This window comes from Hymenobacter frigidus, assembly GCF_014640435.1.
Lineage (GTDB): Bacteria > Bacteroidota > Bacteroidia > Cytophagales > Hymenobacteraceae > Hymenobacter > Hymenobacter frigidus.
On sequence record NZ_BMGY01000049.1, the window covers coordinates 1 to 18,143 of the forward strand.

At 60.9% G+C, this 18,143-nt stretch carries 10 protein-coding genes and 1 pseudogene; 9 read left to right on the top strand and 2 right to left on the bottom strand.

What is annotated here, in order from left to right; translation table 11 throughout:
• Window positions 1–149 precede the first annotated feature (149 nt).
• Both IEW17_RS17790 and IEW17_RS21090 read right to left on the bottom strand, forming a co-directional pair.
• On the bottom strand, window positions 150–1,208 hold the full coding sequence (locus IEW17_RS17790; protein WP_262891848.1) for a LacI family DNA-binding transcriptional regulator: 1,059 nt from the start codon (window positions 1,206–1,208) through the stop codon (window positions 150–152).
• An 18-nt stretch (window positions 1,209–1,226) separates the two neighbouring features.
• Window positions 1,227–1,331, bottom strand: a pseudogene (locus tag IEW17_RS21090) (IS1/IS1595 family N-terminal zinc-binding domain-containing protein); the annotation flags it as partial.
• 322 nt (window positions 1,332–1,653) lie between these two features.
• Here IEW17_RS21090 and uxuA point away from each other — a divergent pair.
• The 9 genes from uxuA to xylA all read left to right on the top strand — a co-directional run bounded on the left by uxuA (window position 1,654) and on the right by xylA (window position 18,093).
• Window positions 1,654–2,892, top strand: coding sequence for a mannonate dehydratase (gene uxuA, locus IEW17_RS17795; RefSeq protein ID WP_229749105.1), 1,239 nt, complete (start codon window positions 1,654–1,656; stop codon window positions 2,890–2,892).
• 19 nt (window positions 2,893–2,911) lie between these two features.
• The gene (locus IEW17_RS17800) at window positions 2,912–5,038 is read left to right on the top strand and encodes an alpha-glucuronidase family glycosyl hydrolase (protein ID WP_188563413.1); all 2,127 of its coding nucleotides are present in this window, start codon (window positions 2,912–2,914) and stop codon (window positions 5,036–5,038) included.
• Between the two features lie 24 nt (window positions 5,039–5,062).
• The gene (locus IEW17_RS17805) at window positions 5,063–5,872 is read left to right on the top strand and encodes an SDR family NAD(P)-dependent oxidoreductase (RefSeq protein WP_188563414.1); all 810 of its coding nucleotides are present in this window, start codon (window positions 5,063–5,065) and stop codon (window positions 5,870–5,872) included.
• A gap of 112 nt (window positions 5,873–5,984) precedes the next feature.
• Complete coding sequence (locus tag IEW17_RS17810) at window positions 5,985–9,083, top strand: SusC/RagA family TonB-linked outer membrane protein (RefSeq protein WP_188563415.1); 3,099 nt, start codon at window positions 5,985–5,987, stop codon at window positions 9,081–9,083.
• A gap of 46 nt (window positions 9,084–9,129) precedes the next feature.
• Complete coding sequence (locus tag IEW17_RS17815) at window positions 9,130–10,854, top strand: RagB/SusD family nutrient uptake outer membrane protein (protein WP_188563416.1); 1,725 nt, start codon at window positions 9,130–9,132, stop codon at window positions 10,852–10,854.
• 110 nt (window positions 10,855–10,964) lie between these two features.
• Window positions 10,965–12,905: a sialate O-acetylesterase gene (locus tag IEW17_RS17820; protein WP_308420633.1), complete on the top strand. Its 1,941-nt coding sequence runs from the start codon at window positions 10,965–10,967 to the stop codon at window positions 12,903–12,905.
• A gap of 321 nt (window positions 12,906–13,226) precedes the next feature.
• Complete coding sequence (locus IEW17_RS17825; RefSeq protein ID WP_188563418.1) at window positions 13,227–15,146, top strand: endo-1,4-beta-xylanase; 1,920 nt, start codon at window positions 13,227–13,229, stop codon at window positions 15,144–15,146.
• 111 nt (window positions 15,147–15,257) lie between these two features.
• Window positions 15,258–16,784, top strand: a complete 1,527-nt coding sequence (locus tag IEW17_RS17830; protein ID WP_188563419.1) for a xylulokinase — start codon at window positions 15,258–15,260, stop codon at window positions 16,782–16,784.
• A complete protein-coding gene (xylA, locus tag IEW17_RS17835; protein WP_188563420.1) occupies window positions 16,762–18,093 on the top strand; it encodes a xylose isomerase in 1,332 nt (443 codons plus the stop codon). Before IEW17_RS17830 ends, xylA begins: the two co-directional genes overlap by 23 nt.
• Window positions 18,094–18,143: the final 50 nt, after the last annotated feature.

Genomic DNA, 18,143 nt, shown 5'->3' on the forward strand with positions numbered 1-18,143 from the left:
CCTTGAAAAACAGGTACGCCGACCTGACCAAAGTAACAACGCAAAACTAAGTTGTCAGACCACTAGCAGGCATTGGTGTTTATGCTTTGCAGAAGGAGCCGTTTCCGTGCCGAACCAGTTTTGGCAATAAATTATACTGGTCCTCTTTTTTAAATAGACAACCGAAACGATTCGCCCAGACCTTTTAGTGACGACTGCCGGATGATTAAATCGCCGGAAATGACTAACGTGCGGGGCTGAAAAAACTCCTTTTGTTTCACCTGCTCCAAAAAAAGGCGGGCTGCTTGTTGCCCAATACGGTAAGGATGCAAGTCTACGGTGGTGAGTCCCGGTTCAATCATGGAAGCCATGAACTCATCGCCAAAACCAACCACTGCCATATCTTGGGGCACGCGCACGCCGCGTTTTTTCAGAGCTACCAGTAGGTCAAAGGCGTTGGTATAGTTGATGGCGAAAATGGCATCGGGCGGCTCGGGCAGGGCGAGCCATTTATCGAGGGCAGTGACGGCCTCGTCGGTTTGAAACTCGATGTGCACTTCATATTCCGGGCGCAAGGGCAAATGGTGTCGTTTGAGTGCGTGCTGATAGCCGGTCAACCGATTACGGCTGATGAGCAGCGATTCAGGACCAGCCAGAATGGCGATGCGCCGGGCTCCTTGTTGAATAAGGTGCTCGGTGACGTTGTAGGCCCCATTCCAATCATCCAGAATGACTTTCGCGCTATTCACTTCGTTGCTCACCCGGTCGAAATGCACAACCGGAATACCACGGCAGGCCTGAGGTTTTACGTGGTCGAAGTTTTCGGTTTCGCGGGAATGGCAAATGAGCAGCCCGTCTACTTGGCTGGCCACTAAAGCCTGCACGTTACTTACTTCCGTTTCGTACGACTCCTTCGACTGGCAAATCATAACCCGGTAACCGGATTCGGAAGCGACGTCCTGAATGCCGCTGACGACTTTGGCAAAAAACGGCCGCTCGATGTCCGGAATAATTACGCCCAGAGTATGAGTTTCGCGGCTTTTGAGACTTTGGGCCAGCAGGTTGGGGTGGTAGTCCATTTGCTTGGCCATGTCCAAGATGGCCTGGCGGGTGGTAGGACTGATGTCGGTGTTCCCGTTCAGCGCCCGCGAAACGGTGGACAAGGCTACGCCCACGGCCTTAGCTACGTCCCCTATGGTGGTTTGACGGCGGCGGCGCTCTGTAAGCAGTCCGGCAGGCCTTTCTTCCGTGAAGTGGTAGTTACATGCTTTGCATAGGAAGCGCTGGCGGCCCCGCACGAAACCGGCTTTCATTACCGAGTTGCTCATTCCGCATTTAACGCAGGCCACCATATTTTTTGTGTTTTACAAATAAATGAGCACGTTCTGCTTTTAGCATATGCCCCTGCATTATCTAGGTATTCAAAGGTAAGACACAAAATATTTTTTGGAAGGCCAGTGTACCAAATCACCTATCGGTATCGATTACGGAAAGGTTACCGATAGTTTTATGGCCAAAATAAGTTGTATGGACAGTTTTTTGGGCTTGGAAAAGAAGCTATCCAATGTACTTTCGATAATAAGCCCAGCAGATATGCCTTTGAGAGCATTTTGGTAACACAACGCAACTGTTTGATCTAGAGCGTCAGTAAATTGTACTATTATAGGAAGTATCATGTTGCACACCATGCGCTGGTTCGGTCCTCACGACCCCGTTTCGCTCTTGGATATCCGGCAAGCCGGGTGCACGGGAGTGGTTACGGCGCTGCATCAGCTTCCAGTAGGAGCCGAGTGGCCCGTGCCGGAAATTCAAGTTCGCCAGCAACTGATTGAGGCCGGCAATACCACCCATTCGCCGCTGCACTGGGCGGTGGTGGAAAGCCTGCCGGTGCATGAAGAAATCAAAAAAGGCCGTCCCTCCCGCGCGCTGTATATAGAGAACTACAAAGCCTCGCTGCGCAACTTGGCGGCCTGCGGCATCCGCACGGTTTGCTACAACTTCATGCCGGTGCTGGATTGGTCGCGCACCAACCTCAGCTACGAGCTTCCCGACGGCTCGCGGGCTCTACGCTTTGTGTGGCAGGATTTCGCGCTGTTCGACCTCTTTATTTTGAAGCGTCCTGGCGCTGCAAACGATTACGGCGCTGACGTGGTCCAGGCAGCCCAGCAGCAATTTGCCCAAATGAGCGCCGAAGAAATAGCCAGCCTCACCAACACGGTGCTGTTGGGCCTGCCTGGCTCCGAGGAAGCGTTTGAGCTATCGGGCTTTCAGGCCCTACTGGATGAGTACGCTGCCATTGACGCAGCGGCGTTGCGGCAAAACTTGCACTATTTTATCGGGGAAGTAGCCCCCGTGGCCGAGGAACTCGGCATTGGCCTCTGCATACATCCCGACGACCCACCCTATCCATTACTGGGCCTGCCCCGCGTGGTGAGCACCGAAGCCGACATCGCCCAGCTGATGGCCGCCTGCGACGTGCCGGCTAACGGCCTCACGTTCTGCACCGGTTCGTTGGGCGTGCGAGCCGATAACGACCCGGCAGCGATTGCGCGTCGGTTTGGCCCGCGCATTCACTTCATTCATCTGCGAGCCACCAAGCGCGAGGTTGACCCCCGCAATTTTTTCGAAGCCGACCACCTGACGGGTGACGTGGACATGTACGCCGTGGTGCGCGAACTGGTGTTCGAAGAGCAGCGCCGCGCTGCGCACGGCGGCGCTGCCATCCCCATGCGACCCGACCACGGCCACCAGATGCTCGACGACCTCAAGAAGAAAACCTACCCCGGCTACTCCGCCATCGGCCGCCTGCGCGGGTTGGCAGAGCTGCGGGGGCTGGAATACGGCATCCGCCGGGGGCTGGAAGCCGAAGCGACGGCCGCCACCCGCCAGCCCGAAACCCAGCTACACCCTTAAGCCTTCCATTTTCACGGACATGCCCTTCCGGTTCCTTTTTCTTCTTCTGGTATTCGTTGCCGCCGCGCACCGCAGCGTGGCCGACGACGGCTACCGGCTGTGGTTGAAATACGATTTGATTACGGACGTGGCCCAGCGCAACGCTTACCGGCAAGCTGCCCAATTCATTGCGGCCGATGGCCGCACCAGCGTGCTCAAAACGGCCGCCTCGGAGCTGCAGCGCGGCTTGCAGGGGCTCTTGGGCCAGCCCGTGCCAGTGGTGGCAAAGGCTGAGGCCGGGAGCACAAAACGCGGCATCCTTTTATTGGTAAGCCCGACCGCAAACGTTCCCGGAACCGCCCAGAGCAAGGACGGCTACCGCATTTTAACCCAAGGGCGCAACTTGGTGGTGACCGGAAGAAGCGAAGCTGGCGTGCTCTACGGCGTGTTCGCCCTGCTGCGCCAGCTGCAAACGCGGCAGCCCGTGGCTCAACTGGCCACGGCCAGCAGCCCGCGCATTCAGTACCGGATGCTCAACCATTGGGACAACCCCAACGGCACCGTGGAGCGCGGCTATGCGGGTTCTTCTATCTGGAAATGGTACGAGCTGCCCAATAACCTCGACCCGCGCTATACCGACTATGCCCGCGCCAACGCCTCCATTGGCATCAACGGCGTTACCATCAACAACGTGAATGCCAGCGCCCGTTACCTCACGCCCGAGTACCTGCAGAAAGTGAAGGCCCTGGCCGGCGTGTTTCGGCCTTATGGCATCCGGGTGTACCTGTCGGTGTTTTGGGCCGCGCCCAAAATTATTGGGGGCCTGAAAACCTCCGACCCGCTCGACCCGCAGGTGAAGCAGTGGTGGGCGGCCAAAACCGAAGAGATTTATAAGGTCATTCCCGACTTCGGCGGCTTTCTGGTCAAGGCCAACTCCGAGGGCGAGCCCGGCCCGCAGGACTACGGCCGCAACCACGCCGACGGCGCCAACATGCTGGCCGACGCGCTGGGCAAGCACGACGGCATTGTGATGTGGCGGGCCTTTGTGTACAAAGCCAATAGCAAGGGCGACCGGTTCAAGGAAGCCTACGAGGAGTTCAAGCCGCTCGATGGGAAATTTTCGCCCAAGGTGCTGGTGCAGGTGAAGAACGGGCCGATTGACTTTCAGTCCCGTGAGCCCTTCCATCCGTTGTTTGGGGCCATGCCCAAGACGCCCTTGGTGCTGGAAGTGCAGATTACGCAGGAGTACCTGGGCTTTGCCACGCACCTGGTGTACCTGGCCCCTATGTTCAAAGAATGCCTCGATGCCGATACCCAAACCAAAGGCGCCGGCTCCACGGTGGCCAAGGTGGTGGACGGCAGCGTCGACCAGCACCGCATCAGCGGCATCGCGGGCGTGGCCAACATTGGCTCCGACCGCAACTGGACCGGCCACCCCATGGGCCAGGCCAACTGGTACGCCTTCGGCCGCCTGGCTTGGGACTACAACCTGACCTCGGCCGCCATCGCCACCGAGTGGGCCAAGATGACGCTGACCCCCGAGCCCAAGGCCGTGGCCACCATCGTGGACGTGATGACGAAGTCGCGCGACATCTACGTGCGCTACACCACGCCCCTGGGCCTGCACCACATCATGGGCCAGAGCATTCACTACGGCCCCGAACCCTGGCTGGCCCAGGCCGGCCGCCCCGACTGGACCTCGGTGTACTACCACAAAGCCGACTCGCTTGGCCTGGGCTTCAACCGCACCGCCACCGGCTCCAATGCCCTGGCCCTGTACTCGCCCGGCGTGCAAAAGCTCTGGGGCGACCCCAAAACCTGCCCGCCCAACTACCTGCTCTGGTTCCACCACGTGGGCTGGAAGCAGCCGCTGCCCACCGGCCGCACCCTCTGGAACGAGCTGGTGAACCGCTACTACACCGGGGCCGATTCCGTGACCTGGATGCAGCAGCGCTGGGCTAGCGTGAAGCCCGCTGTGGACCCGGCCTTGTACAACGACGTGACGTCCCGCCTCCAAATCCAGCGGCAGGAAGCCCTGTGGTGGCGCGACGCCTGCGTGCTCTACTTCCAGACTTACGCACGCCAGCCCATTCCGGCGCCCTTCACGCCACCCACGCGCACGCTGGCCGAAGTCAAAAACCTGGTGGACCTCTATCAACTCAAGTAAGAAACCGCTGCAAGCACTATCGATATGAACAACCTCTCACAATCAAACGGTGCGGCGGTCGCGGCTAATCCAGAGCCCGCCAATGTGTTTTCCCTAGACGGCAAGCTGGCGCTGATAACTGGCGGTGGCACCGGCATTGGCCTGGAAATAGCCCGCTGCATGACTGAAGCCGGTGCCACGGTGGTCATCACCGGACGGCGCGAAGAAGTATTGCGTGACGCCGTGGAAGGGCTGGGCGTATCGGCCCAATACATCGTGAACGACATCACCGACTTGACTTTAATTGAAGGCCTCGTGGCGCAGGTAGAAGCCACGTACGGGCCGCTGGATATTTTGGTAAACAACGCCGGCATCAACCTCAAAAAGCCTGCCCTGGAAGTGACGGATGAGGAATTTAGCCGCATTTTGCACACCAACCTGCACTCCGTGTTTGCCCTCACCCGGGAATGTGCCAAGCGCATGGTGGCGCGCAAAAAAGGTGTCATCCTCATGATTTCCTCCATGGCCGCCTACTACGGCATCGACCGGGTGGTAGCCTATGCTGCCTCGAAGTCGGCGGTGGAGGGCATGGTAAAAGTGCTGGCCTCGGAGTTCTCGGCGCAGGGCGTGCGGGTGAACGCCATTGCGCCCGGCTTTATCGAAACCGAGATGAGCCGCAGGGCCATGGACTCCGACCCCGACCGCCGCGACCGCGCCATGCGGCGCACGCCCATGGGCAGCTTTGGCCAGCCCGATGACATTGGCTACGCGGCCGTTTTTCTGGCTTCGCCGGCCGCACGCTACATCACCGGCGTGTCGCTGCCCGTCGACGGCGGCAACTCCATTGGCTTTTAGTCTTTGCTTTTAATAACTCACCCCTCTCACCAAATCTCAAAACCCACCGAATACTATGCGACTACATTTAATCAAATCTGCACTGTGCCAGGTCCGGCTTTGTGCGCAGCTTATGGCGGCTGGCTTGCTGCTGGCCGGCGGGCTGATGCCGGCCACGGCGTGGGCCCAGGTCGGCCGCACCGTCACGGGCAAGATTACCTCGGACACCGGCGAGGCCCTGCCGGGCGTCACGGTAATCGTGAAAGGCACCACCATCGGCACCACCACGAACGCGGAGGGCGTGTATAGCCTTTCGCTGACCGAGGGTCAAAACACACTGGTGGTCAGCTCCATTGGCTATGAGCGCAAGGAGATATCTGTGGGCACTTCCGGCACCGCCGATGCCCGCCTGACCACCGAAGCCCAGGCCTTGAACGAAGTGCAGGTGGTGGGCTACGGCGTGCAGAAGAAAAGCCAGGTGACGGGTGCCATCTCGTCGGTGAATGAGCAGGCCCTGCGCGACGTGCCGGTGGCCAACGTGGGCCAGGCCCTGCAGGGCCGCGCGGCGGGTGTCACCATTTCGAGCACCAGCAGCTCGCCGGGCCAGTCGCCGGTTATCCGCATCCGCGGCAACCGCTCGTTTGCCGGCAGCAATGACCCGCTGCTGGTAGTAGACGGCGTGCCCTACGACGGCAACCTGAACGACCTGAACCCGGACGACCTAACGTCGGTGGAAGTGCTGAAAGACGCTTCCTCGACGGCCATCTACGGCGCCCGCGGCGCCAACGGCGTCATCCTCATCACCACTCGCCGCGGCAAGGCCGGCGCTCCCCGGGCCACCTACAGCGCGTACTATGGCGTGAAAAAGCCCATTGGCCGCTTCGACTTGCAAAACGGCGAGCAATACTACAACTTCCGACTACAAGCCTTCCAGGCCCAAAACCCCAACTTCAACCCCAACACCAACGCCGGCTTTTTGACAGCTAACGAGCGGGAGAACTACGCCGCCGGCCGCAGCACCGACTACCAGGACCTGCTGTACCAGAACGGCCGCCTCCAAAACCATTCGCTGGGCCTGAGCGGCGGCACCGAGCAAACCCAATACTCGGCTTCGCTGGGCTACTACGACGAAACCGGCGTGGTGCCGGTGCAGGGCCTCAAGCGCTACTCGTTGCGCGGCACCCTGGACCAGCAGGTGGGCAAGCGCGTGAAAGTGGGCCTGAATACCCTGAACACGTTCATCAACCAGGCCGACCCGGGCCTAAACATCATGAACGCCATCCTGACCGGCAGCCCGCTGGCGTCGGCCTATGATGCCAACGGCATTCCGATTCTGTACCCCAACCTGGACACGGCCCTGGGCAACCCTCTCACGTTTTACACCGAGGACGCGCACAAGGAATCGCACCGCCGCCTGCGCACCTTCAACAGCCTCTACGGGCAGGTGAACATCCTGAAGGGCCTCGACTACCGCCTCAACATTGGCCTGGACGCGCGCTCCGAGAACAACGGCAACTTCTTCGCTTCCAACACGCCGGCCCGGGGCGGCGCCCCAAGCTCGGCCTTTCGCTCGCAAAGTGTGGCCTTCAACCTGCTGGCCGAGAACGTGCTGACGTACAACCGCACCTTCGGCCAGCACGATTTGAACTTCACCGGCCTCTACAGCGCCCAGGAGTTCCGCACCGACAACTTCTCGACCTCGGTGCTAAACCTGCCCACCAACTACCAGCTGGACAATAACTTGGGTGCGGGCACCCCCAGCAGTGCGGGCAGCGGCTCGAGCCAGTTCGACATTATCTCCTACATGGGCCGGGTGAACTATGCTTATGCCAACCGCTACTCGGCCACGCTGACCCTGCGCGTGGACGGCTCGTCGCGCCTGGCACCCGGCAACAAGTACAAGTCGTTCCCCTCGGCTGCCGTGGCCTGGAACGTGGCCAACGAGTCGTTTCTGCGCGACCGGGAATGGGTTAGCGCCCTGAAGCTGCGCGCCAGCTACGGCCGCGTGGGCAGCACCGCCGTCAACCCTTACCAGACGCTGGGTTCGCTGCAGTCGAGCCTCGGCAACGGCTACTACAACTTCGGTACCCTGGGCGTGGCCGGAGTCGTTCCGGCCTCCATCCCCAACCCCAACCTGGGCTGGGAATACACCGCCACGACCAACTTCGGCTTGGATTTCGGCTTCTTCAACAACCGCGTGTCCGGTTCGCTGGAGCTGTACGAGCAGCGCACCAGCGACCTGCTGCTGCCCGACGCTCTGCCCACCGCCAGCGGCTACGGCTCGTTTACCCGCAACATCGGCGAAACCCGGAACCGCGGCGTCGAACTGTCGCTTTCCACGGTGAACGTGCGCACCCCCGGCGGCTTTGAATGGGCCACCGACTGGAACTTCACCGTGAACCGCGAGCAGGTGCTGAACCTGGGCCTAGGCAAAGACGCCGCTGGCGACGAGCGCAGCGACATCAGCAACCAGCGCTTTATCGGCCAGCCGCTGTATGTGATTTTCGACTACAAGAAAATCGGCATCTGGCAGCTCGACGAAGTGGACGAGGCCCGGAAGTACGGCACCGTGCCCGGCCAGATTAAGCTCGAGGACTTCAACAAGGACGGCCGCCTAAACGCTAACGACCGCCAAATCATCGGTAGCCGCCAGCCCAAATTTGAGGCCGGTCTCACCAACCGCTTCCGCTTCAAGGGCTTCGACCTGACGGCGGTGGCCCTCACCCGCGTGGGCGCCACCATCGTCGACCCGCTGCTGTTCGGCCCGGGCTACTTCACCACCTTCGAAGGCCGCCGCAACCAGGTGAACCTCGACTACTGGACGCCCACCAACCCCACCAACGCCTTCCCCCAGCCCCGGCAGGGCAACGGCGACTTCCCCGTGAACAGCCAGACTTTGGGATACGTGGACGGCACCTTCGTGAAAGTGCGCAGCATCGACTTTGGCTACTCCCTGCCCGCCGCCTGGGCCAAGAAGGCCTTACTGGGCAACGCCCGGGTATACGTGCAAGTCCAGAACCCCTTCATCTGGTCGCCGGTGGAGTTCTACAAGAAGAACAAAGCCATTGACCCGGACGCGCTGTCCTACTCGTCGCGCTTTTCCAACGCGGGCAATGCCGGCATCATCTTCACCGACGGTAACCTCAACACCAACGCCAGCACTAACGCTGGCCGGGGCGTGACTACGCCCGCCACGCGGGCCTTCGTGTTCGGGCTCAACCTGGGCTTCTAATCCTTATCGCCGCATCCTTAACGCAGCGCTTCGCGCTACCCTGTATATGAAAAAATCGTTTTTATCCGTTTTGGGACTGTCCCTGCTGCTGGCCGCTACCGGCTGCGACAAAGACATTCTTGACGAAGACCCCCGGTCTATTCTGGTGCCGTCGTTCCTGGGCACAGCCCAGGGCATTCAAGCCGGTTTGGCCGGCGTGTATTCCGGCCTGCGCAACACCTACGGCGGCGAGGAAGGCCTGTTCTTTGGCGTGACCGGTACCGACGAGTTCATGCGCGGCATCCAGTCGCTCTCCGGCCTCGACGAGTACAACCCCGCCATCCTCACGCCCGCGGCCAGCTCGGCAGCCACCAACCAGTGGTCGAACTGGTACCGCTACATCAACAACGCCAACGGTGTACTCAAGTACTCGGCCACAGTGCAGGGCCTGACCCCAGCCCAGGTGAAGCAAATAGTAGCCGAAGCCAAGCTGCTGCGGGCGCACTACTACTTCCTGCTGATGCAGTACTACGGCGATGTGCCCCTGATGCTGGAATTCATAGAAGCCCCCACCAAGGACATTGCGCGCGCTCCCGTGGCCGCCGTGTATGCGTCCATCATCGCCGACCTTAACGATGCCGTGGCCAACATCGCCGACCGCGCCGCCCAGCCCGGCCGCGTGACCAAAGCCTTGGCCCTGCATATGCTGGCCAAGGCCCACCTGACCCGCGCCACTTCCACGGCCAGGCAGGCCGATGACTACGCCAAAGCGGCGCAGTTTGCCAAGCAGCTCATCGACAACCGCGCCACCTACGGCATCGACTTGGAAGCCGACGTGGCCGACGTGCACCGCGAAGGCAACGAAAACGGCAAGGAGGTGCTGTTCAACATCCAGTTCAACGCCGACGCCACCTTTACCCAACAGGAACCATTTCAGTTTCAGGGCGCTAATCAGTCGAGCTTCTTCTTCCGCAGCCGCTACGACCTGCTGCCGAACATGACGCGCGATATTCCCAACGGGCGCCCCTTTGCCCGCTTTGTACCCACGCCTTACCTGGTCGATTCGTACATCCTGTCCGGCGAAACCGGCGCGCAGCTGCGCACCACCGACACGCGCTACAACAAGTGGTTTAAAACCGTTTGGTCTGTGAACTCACCCGGCAGCAACGGCGGAAGAGCCACTGCCGTGCGTGGCGACACTGCCGCCTGGTATCCCGGCCGCGAGCTGCCGGCCGCTACGCTCACCCGCATTGCCAACCGTACCCCGGCGCCGTACCGCGTCATTCAGCCCAGCCAGTACACCACCGAATATTTCCCGGTGCTGAACAAGTACGACGCCGTGAACCGCACCGGCGTTAACAACCCCTCGACCCGGCCCTTTATCGTGTACCGCTTTGCCGAAACGTACCTAATTGCGGCCGAAGCCTTTATGTACATGGGCAACCTGCCACAGGCCGTGGCCTACATCAACACGGTGCGCGAGCGCGCCGGCGCTGTGGGCAGAAAGAACCTGATGACCATTACGGCTTCTCAGTTGAACATTGACTTCATTCTGGACGAGCGCAGCCGCGAGCTGGCCGGCGAATACATGCGTTGGCATGACCTGGTGCGCACCGGCAAGCTGGTGGAGCGCGTGAGAGCCAAGGTTCCGCTCGTGGTGAACCGTCCCAACGGCACCTACGGCTCGGCCGCGGCGGCTAACATCCGGGATTTCCACGTGCTGCGCCCCATTCCGCAGCAGGAGATTGACCGCACCGGCGGCAAAATCACCCAGAATCCTGGCTACAACTAATCGCCTCTGATTCTGACTGATAACTCTCATTAATAAGCCCCGATTTCACTCCGAAATCGGGGCTTATTAATGAGAGGGTACCGCATTCAAGACGTTCGCTCTTTATAATGATGAAAAACAAGCTCTTAGGTTTTATTATGTTGGTGGCGGTGACGGCGGTGCACGAAGCCGCCGCCACCGTGCGCCTGCCGCGCCTGGTGAGCAACGGCATGGTGCTGCAGCGCGACCAGCCGGTGCGCATCTGGGGCTGGGCCAGCCCCGGCGAAGCCGTGAGCGTCGCTTTCCTGGGCAAAACCTACCAGGCCATCACCGGCACCGATGGCCAGTGGCGCGTGACGCTGCCGGCCATGAAGGCGGGCGGCCCCTATGAAATGAGCCTGAAGGCCAGCAATGAGCTTAAGGTGAAGGACATTCTGGTGGGCGACGTGTGGCTGTGCTCGGGCCAGTCGAACATGGAAACCCCCATGAGCCGCCTGCGCGACAAGTACCCCGATGTCATTGCCCAAGCGGCCAACCCGCGCATCCGGCAGTATGAAGTGCCCCTGACGTATTCTTTTCAGGGCCCGCGGGCCGACCTGACCGGCGGCAAATGGATAGCTGCCGACCCGCAGACCGTGCTGCAGTTTTCGGGCGTGGCTTACTTCTTCGCCAAGGAAATCAACGCCAAGTACCAGGTGCCGGTGGGCATCATCAAAGATGCCGTTGGCGGCTCGCCGGCCCAGGCCTGGCTGAGCGCCGAGGCCCTAAAGCAGTTTCCGACCTACGAGCAGCAGGCCGCCAAATACAAGGACAGCACACTAGTAGCTGCCATCCGGCAGAGGGAGGGGGCCGCGGTGGCAGATTGGTACAGGAGCCTGTATCAGGCTGACTTGGGCGAAGCGCGCGGCCAGCAAAAGTGGTCGGCTCCCAGTTACGACGCCAGCAGCTGGGCCGTCATGAACGTGCCCGGCTACTGGGCCGAACAGACCCCGCTGGGCCCCGTGAACGGCGTGCTGTGGTTTCGGAAAGAAGTAGACGTGCCAGCCACCATGACCGGCCAGCCCGCTCGCCTGGAACTGGGCACTTTGGTGGATGCCGACTCGACCTACATCAACGGCCAGCTGGTGGGCACCACCAGCTACCAGTACCCGCCTCGCAAGTACGAAGTGAAGGCTGGGGTGCTCAAGCCCGGTAAGAACGTGGTAGTGGTACGCCTCATCAGCAACGGCGGGCGCGGCGGCTTCACCAAGGACAAAAACTACCAGCTCACGGCCGGTGGCCAGACCCTCGACCTGCGCGGTCCCTGGCAGTACCGGCTGGGTGCCACCATGCTGCCTACTCCCGGCACCACCACTTTTCATTACCAGCCCGGCGGGCTCTACAATGGCATGATTGCGCCGGTGCTGCCCTACGCCATCAAGGGCGTGCTCTGGTACCAGGGTGAAAGCAACACTGCCAACCCGGCTGACTACCTAGCCCTGATGACCAGCCTGATTGCCGACTGGCGCAAGCAGTTGAGGCAGCCCAACCTGTCGTTCCTCTACGTGCAGCTGGCCAACTTCATGGCCGTGAAGTCGGAACCCAGCAAGAGCAGCTGGGCGGCCGTGCGCGACATCCAGCGCCGCACCCTGGCCGTGCCCCACACCGGCATGGCCGTGATTACGGACGTGGGTGAGTGGAATGACATTCACCCGCTGGATAAGCAAACCCCCGGCCACCGCTTGGCCCTGGCTGCCCAAAAAGTGGCCTACGGCGACGCCAAAGTGGTTGCTTCCGGTCCACTATATCAGGGCATGCAGGGGGCTGGCAACAAAGTCACGCTGAAATTTTCGGACACTGGCAGCGGCCTTTTAGCCAAGGGGGGCGGTGCGCTGAAAGGGTTTGCCGTGGCTGGGCCGGACAAGAAGTTCGTGTGGGCCCAGGCCCGGATTGAAGGCAACAAGGTGGTGGTGTGGAACGACCAGGTGCCCAACCCCACCGTGGTGCGCTACGCCTGGGCCGATAATCCTGAAGGGGCTAACCTCTACAACAAAGAAGGCCTGCCAGCTTCTGTATTTACTACTGAACGCTAATCTTTTAAGTCTAATCAACATCCCGTTTTTTCCCTTCTCCATCTTCATCTGTCGCTCCTTTCCTTCCGAAAAACATGGGGTTGAGCGCGACATTGGGCGGTAACTGGACCTGCATGTCTTACCCGTCTTTTCCGAGGATGCCCCACTCTGTATACCGTAGCCCTGGTCAAAAACTACCAGCATAAACACCAGGGCATCTATTCTAGAAGTCAATCATCAACACGCTTCGACATTCACTCTGATGCCCCGCCATCAAGAGCTTGTTCTCCATCAGATAGACCTAAGTCACAATCAGCTACCCACGGTTAAAACTTTAGACCCATGCGCACCTTTACTCATTTTCTAGCCGCTGCAGCCCTATGCATGGGTGCCCGGGCAGCCCAGGCCCAGAACGCCCCGGTGGTGTTCGAAGCCGAAACCGGCGTTTCGGCGGGTACCCCCATTGCGGGGGCCGCTCAAGGCGACTGGGCCGCCCGCACTATCGCGGCTACGGGCTCCACGCCGGCCATCACCTACGTCACGTCGCTCAGCGACGTGGCCTCGATTTCGGGTGGGGGTGCCTTTCCCGGCAATGCCAACCGGGTGCTGTCGTACACCCTCACCTTTCCGGGAGCCGGCACCTACGATCTGTACGCCCGCATTCGGGTGGGGGCCGCCACGGCCAACGACGACAGCTTTTTTGCGGGGCGGGGCTTCGGGGCCAAAGGCGTAGCCACGGGCACCGACTGGGTGAATCTTAACGGCCTCAGCAGCGTGGGCTACACCACGGGGAACCTGGCCGTGGATGGCGGCGGAGCTGCCGCCAGCGGTGTGTGGAAATGGGTAAACCTGTCGAAGTTTACGGCCAATGGAACGGTGCCGATAACCTACACCGTGGGGGCGGGCAGCCTGACCCAAACGTTCCAGATTGGGGCGCGGGAAGACGGGCTAGATTTTGACAAGTTTGTGTTTGGCCAAACCGGGCTGTTCTTCACCGCGGCCAACCTGGATGCCGGCACGCAGGGCAGCACCACGGCTCCCGTCACATTCACGCCTACGGGCCAGCCCATCGCGGCAGGCAAATCAAAGTACTTGGGGGGCATATACAGCCAGGCGCAACTGCCGTTCTTCAACGTGTACTGGAACCAGGTGGCCCCCGAGAATGCGGGCAAATGGGGCATCGTGGAAAGCACCCGCAACACCTTCAACTGGACCGAGCTGGACGCGGCCTACGCCTTGGCCCAAACCAGCAACATTCCGTTCCGCATGCACGTGTTGCTCTGGGGCAGCCAGCAGCCGGTGTGGATGGAAACCCTCTCGCCAGCCGACCAGCTAATCGAAATCAATCAGTGGATGGCCGCCGTAGCCGCGCGCTACCCCAACCTGGATATAGTGGAAGTAGTGAACGAGCCCACTAACGACCCGCCCCTGATTGGTGCCAACAGCGGCAACACCGTCGGCAGCGGCTGCGGCAACTACTACAACGCCCTGGGCGGGGCCGGCGTCACGGGCTGGGACTGGGTAATCACTGCTTTCCAGCTGGCCCGCACGCACTTCCCCAACGCGCGCTTTATGCTCAACGACTACAGCGTGGAAAACAGCAACGCCAACGCCCAGCGCTACCTTGCCATCATCAACCTGCTGGTGGCCCGCAACCTCATTGATGCCGTGGGCATTCAGGGCCACGCGTTTTCGACGCGCCCCACTTCAGCCGCCAACCTAACAGCCAACCTGAACACGCTGGCGTCGGCTGGCAAGCCCCTCTACATCACGGAAATGGATATAGACGGCAATAATGCCGCCGGGGCGCTGGACGACAACGCGCAGCTGCTGGAATACCAGCGGGTGTTCCCCGTGTTCTGGACGCACCCTGCCGTGCGGGGCATCACCATGTGGGGCTACCGCCCCGGCCACTGGCGCACCGCCCAGGGCGCCTACCTCGCCAATGCCGACAATACCGAGCGCTCGGCCCTGGTATGGCTGCGCAGCTACGTGCAAAGCACCACCCTAGGCCCAAAGGCGTCGAAAGCCACAGCCGTCAGCATCTTTCCCAATCCCTCGACTAATGGGCGTTTCACTCTTAGCGGCACTGGCCAGCTCACCCGGCTGCGCGTGCTTGACTTGCAGGGCCGCCTGCAACAGGACCGGGCCGTGAGCCACCAAGACATCATCGACCTGCAGTTGCCCGCGGCGGCCGGCCTCTACCTGCTGCAGCTCTACGATGCGCAGGGCTTCAGCACCGGCAAGCTGGTAGTGAACTAGCCGGCGAGCCCCGCTTGGCCAATAGGATGCCTTCGAGTACAACCCGCCTCACGATACCGCTAGGTAGTGGAGCTGCTTTCATTCTGACTTAGACACGCTTTCGCCCTTCTCATGCAATACCTCCTTGGTTACGATATCGGTAGCTCTTCCATCAAAGCGTCCCTGCTAAGCATCGGCACGGGCCAGTGCGTGGCGGCCGCCATTTCTCCCAAAAAGGAGATGGAAATCACCGTGGCCCGGGAAGGCTGGGCCGAGCAGCACCCCGAGCGCTGGTGGCAGGAAGTAGTGAATGCCACAGCCCAGCTAAAGGCCGAATATGGCTTCGAGCCCGACCAAGTGGCGGGCATCGGCATCACGTACCAAATGCATGGCTTAGTCTTGATTGACAAAGGCGGGCAGGTGCTGCGCCCCGCCATTATTTGGTGCGATAGCCGGGCTGTGGAGTTGGGCAATCAAGCCTTTGCCGACTTGGGAGAAGAGTACTGCCTAGGCAATTTTTTGAACTCGCCTGGCAACTTCACCGCATCCAAACTGAAGTGGGTGCAGGAGAACGAGCCGGAGATTTACGCCCGGATTCACAAGATTCAGCTGCCGGGTGACTACATCGCCTTCAAGCTCACGGGCCGGCTGCAAACCACGGTTTCCGGCTTGTCAGAAGGCGTGTTTTGGAACTTCAAGGAGCAGGCCATTGCCCAGGAGCTGCTGGACTATTACGGCATCAGCGCCGACCTGCTGCCCGAGGTAGTGGACACCTTTTCGGTGCAGGGCCAGGTGAGCAGTGAGGCGGCCTTGCAACTGGGCCTGGCGTCGGGCACGCCCATCAGCTACCGGGCCGGCGACCAGCCCAACAACGCCTTTTCGCTGAACGTGCTGCAGCCCGGCGAAATCGCGGCTACGGCAGGTACCTCCGGCGTGGTCTACGGCATCACCGACGCCCCGGCCTCGGACTCCCAATCGCGGGTGAATGCCTTTGTGCACGTGAATCACACCCCGGCGCAGCCCCGTAACGGCGTGCTCATGTGCATGAACGGCACGGGCATTCTGAACAGCTGGCTTCGGAAAATAGTGGGGGAAATGCCCTACGACCAGATGAACCGGCTGGCAGCACAAGCTCCCATCGGGGCCGAAGGGCTGCTGTTTCTACCCTTCGGAAACGGTGCGGAGCGCATCCTCGAAAACCGGCCCGCCGATGCCGAGCTGCTGGGCTTAAACTTTAATGTGCACTCGCTGGCCCACCTGCTCCGTGCCGCCCAGGAAGGCATTGTGTTCGCACTTATTTACGGCCTGAACATCATGCGGAGCATGGGCGTACAGGTAAAAACCGTGCGCGCCGGCAACGCCAACATGTTCCTGAGCCCGGTTTTCCGCGAGGCTTTTGTGAACTGCGGCAACCTGACGCTGGAGCTCTACAACACCGACGCGGCCCAGGGCGCGGCGCGGGGCGCGGGCGTGGGAGTGGGCATCTTTGCCAGCCCGGCTGAGGCGTTCGGTGGGCTGGAGTGCATCCTCACGCTGGCACCTGCCCCGGAGCTACAAATCCGCTATCAGGCCGCTTATGCCCGTTGGCATCAGGCCCTTACCCTTCAGATTCCTACAACTTCAACCACTACTTCCCATGTCACACAACCCGCTTTCTAAAACCGAATTTTTCACGGGCATCGACACCGTACGCTACGAAGGCCGAGAGTCGGACAACCCGCTTTCCTTTAAATGGTACGACGAGAACCGCGTGGTAGCCGGCAAAACGATGAAGGAGCATTTGCGCTTCGCCGTTTCGTACTGGCACACCTTCACCGGCACCGGCGGCGACCCGTTCGGCCCCGGCACCAAGCAGTTTGCCTGGAATTCACACCACGAAATCATCGGCCGCGCCAAGGAAAAGATGGACGCTGCGTTCGAGTTTTTCACCAAGCTCGGCACGCCCTACTACTGCTTCCACGACATTGACATGGTGGAAGAAGGCGACTCGCTGGTCGAATACGAGCGCAACCTCGCCACCATCGTGGACTACGCCAAGGAGCACCAGGCCGCCAGCGGCGTGAAGCTACTTTGGGGCACGGCCAACGTGTTTTCGCACCCGCGCTACATGAACGGCGCCAGCACCAACCCCGACTTCCAGGTGGTGGCCCACGCCGCCACGCAAGTAAAAAACGCCATCGACGCGACCATCGCGTTGGGCGGCGAGGGCTACACGTTCTGGGGCGGCCGCGAGGGCTACATGACCCTGCTGAACACCGACATGAAGCGCGAACAGGCCCACCTGGCCCGCTTTCTGACCATTGCCCGCGACTATGCCCGCCAGCAGGGCTTTACGGGCAAGTTTTTCATCGAGCCCAAGCCGGCCGAGCCGACCAAGCACCAGTACGACTTCGACGCGGCCACCGTCCTCGGCTTTCTCAAGGAGCACGGCCTAGAGAAGGACTTCATGCTGAACCTGGAAGTGAACCACGCTACGCTGGCCGGCCACACCTTCCAGCACGAGCTGCAAGTGGCCGCCGACGCCAACCTGCTCGGCAGCATCGACGCCAACCGCGGCGACTACCAGAACGGCTGGGACACCGACCAGTTCCCCAACAACCTGAACGAGCTGACCGAGTCCATGCTCATCATCCTGGAGCACGGCGGCATCTCGCCCGGCGGCATCAACTTCGACGCAAAAACCCGCCGCAACTCCACCGACCTGGAGGACATCTTCATCGCTCACATTGCTGGCATGGACACCTTCGCCCGCGCCCTGGTGGTGGCCAACGACATCCTGGAGAAGTCGCCTTACCGCAAGTTCCGCCGGGAGCGGTACGCCTCGTTTGACTCCGGCCAGGGCGCTGAGTTTGCGCGCGGCGGCCTCACACTGGAAGACCTGCGCACGATTGCGCACAAGAGCGGTGAGCCCACGCCCAAAAGCGGTAAGCAGGAGTGGCTGGAAGCTATTATCAACCAGTACATCTAGACTCTGATTACATAAAAGGAACGTCATGCTGAACGCAACCGAAGCATGAC

Excerpts from the sequence above, each read along its gene's own strand:
- uxuA (WP_229749105.1), top strand. The coding sequence starts at position 1,654 with ATGTTGCACACCATGCGCTGGTTCGGTCCTCACGACCCCGTTTCGCTC.
- IEW17_RS17800 (WP_188563413.1), top strand. The coding sequence starts at position 2,912 with ATGCCCTTCCGGTTCCTTTTTCTTCTTCTGGTATTCGTTGCCGCCGCG.
- IEW17_RS17805 (WP_188563414.1), top strand. The coding sequence starts at position 5,063 with ATGAACAACCTCTCACAATCAAACGGTGCGGCGGTCGCGGCTAATCCA.
- IEW17_RS17810 (WP_188563415.1), top strand. The coding sequence starts at position 5,985 with ATGGCGGCTGGCTTGCTGCTGGCCGGCGGGCTGATGCCGGCCACGGCG.
- IEW17_RS17815 (WP_188563416.1), top strand. The coding sequence starts at position 9,130 with ATGAAAAAATCGTTTTTATCCGTTTTGGGACTGTCCCTGCTGCTGGCC.
- IEW17_RS17820 (WP_308420633.1), top strand. The coding sequence starts at position 10,965 with ATGAAAAACAAGCTCTTAGGTTTTATTATGTTGGTGGCGGTGACGGCG.
- IEW17_RS17825 (WP_188563418.1), top strand. The coding sequence starts at position 13,227 with ATGCGCACCTTTACTCATTTTCTAGCCGCTGCAGCCCTATGCATGGGT.
- IEW17_RS17830 (WP_188563419.1), top strand. The coding sequence starts at position 15,258 with ATGCAATACCTCCTTGGTTACGATATCGGTAGCTCTTCCATCAAAGCG.
- xylA (WP_188563420.1), top strand. The coding sequence starts at position 16,762 with ATGTCACACAACCCGCTTTCTAAAACCGAATTTTTCACGGGCATCGAC.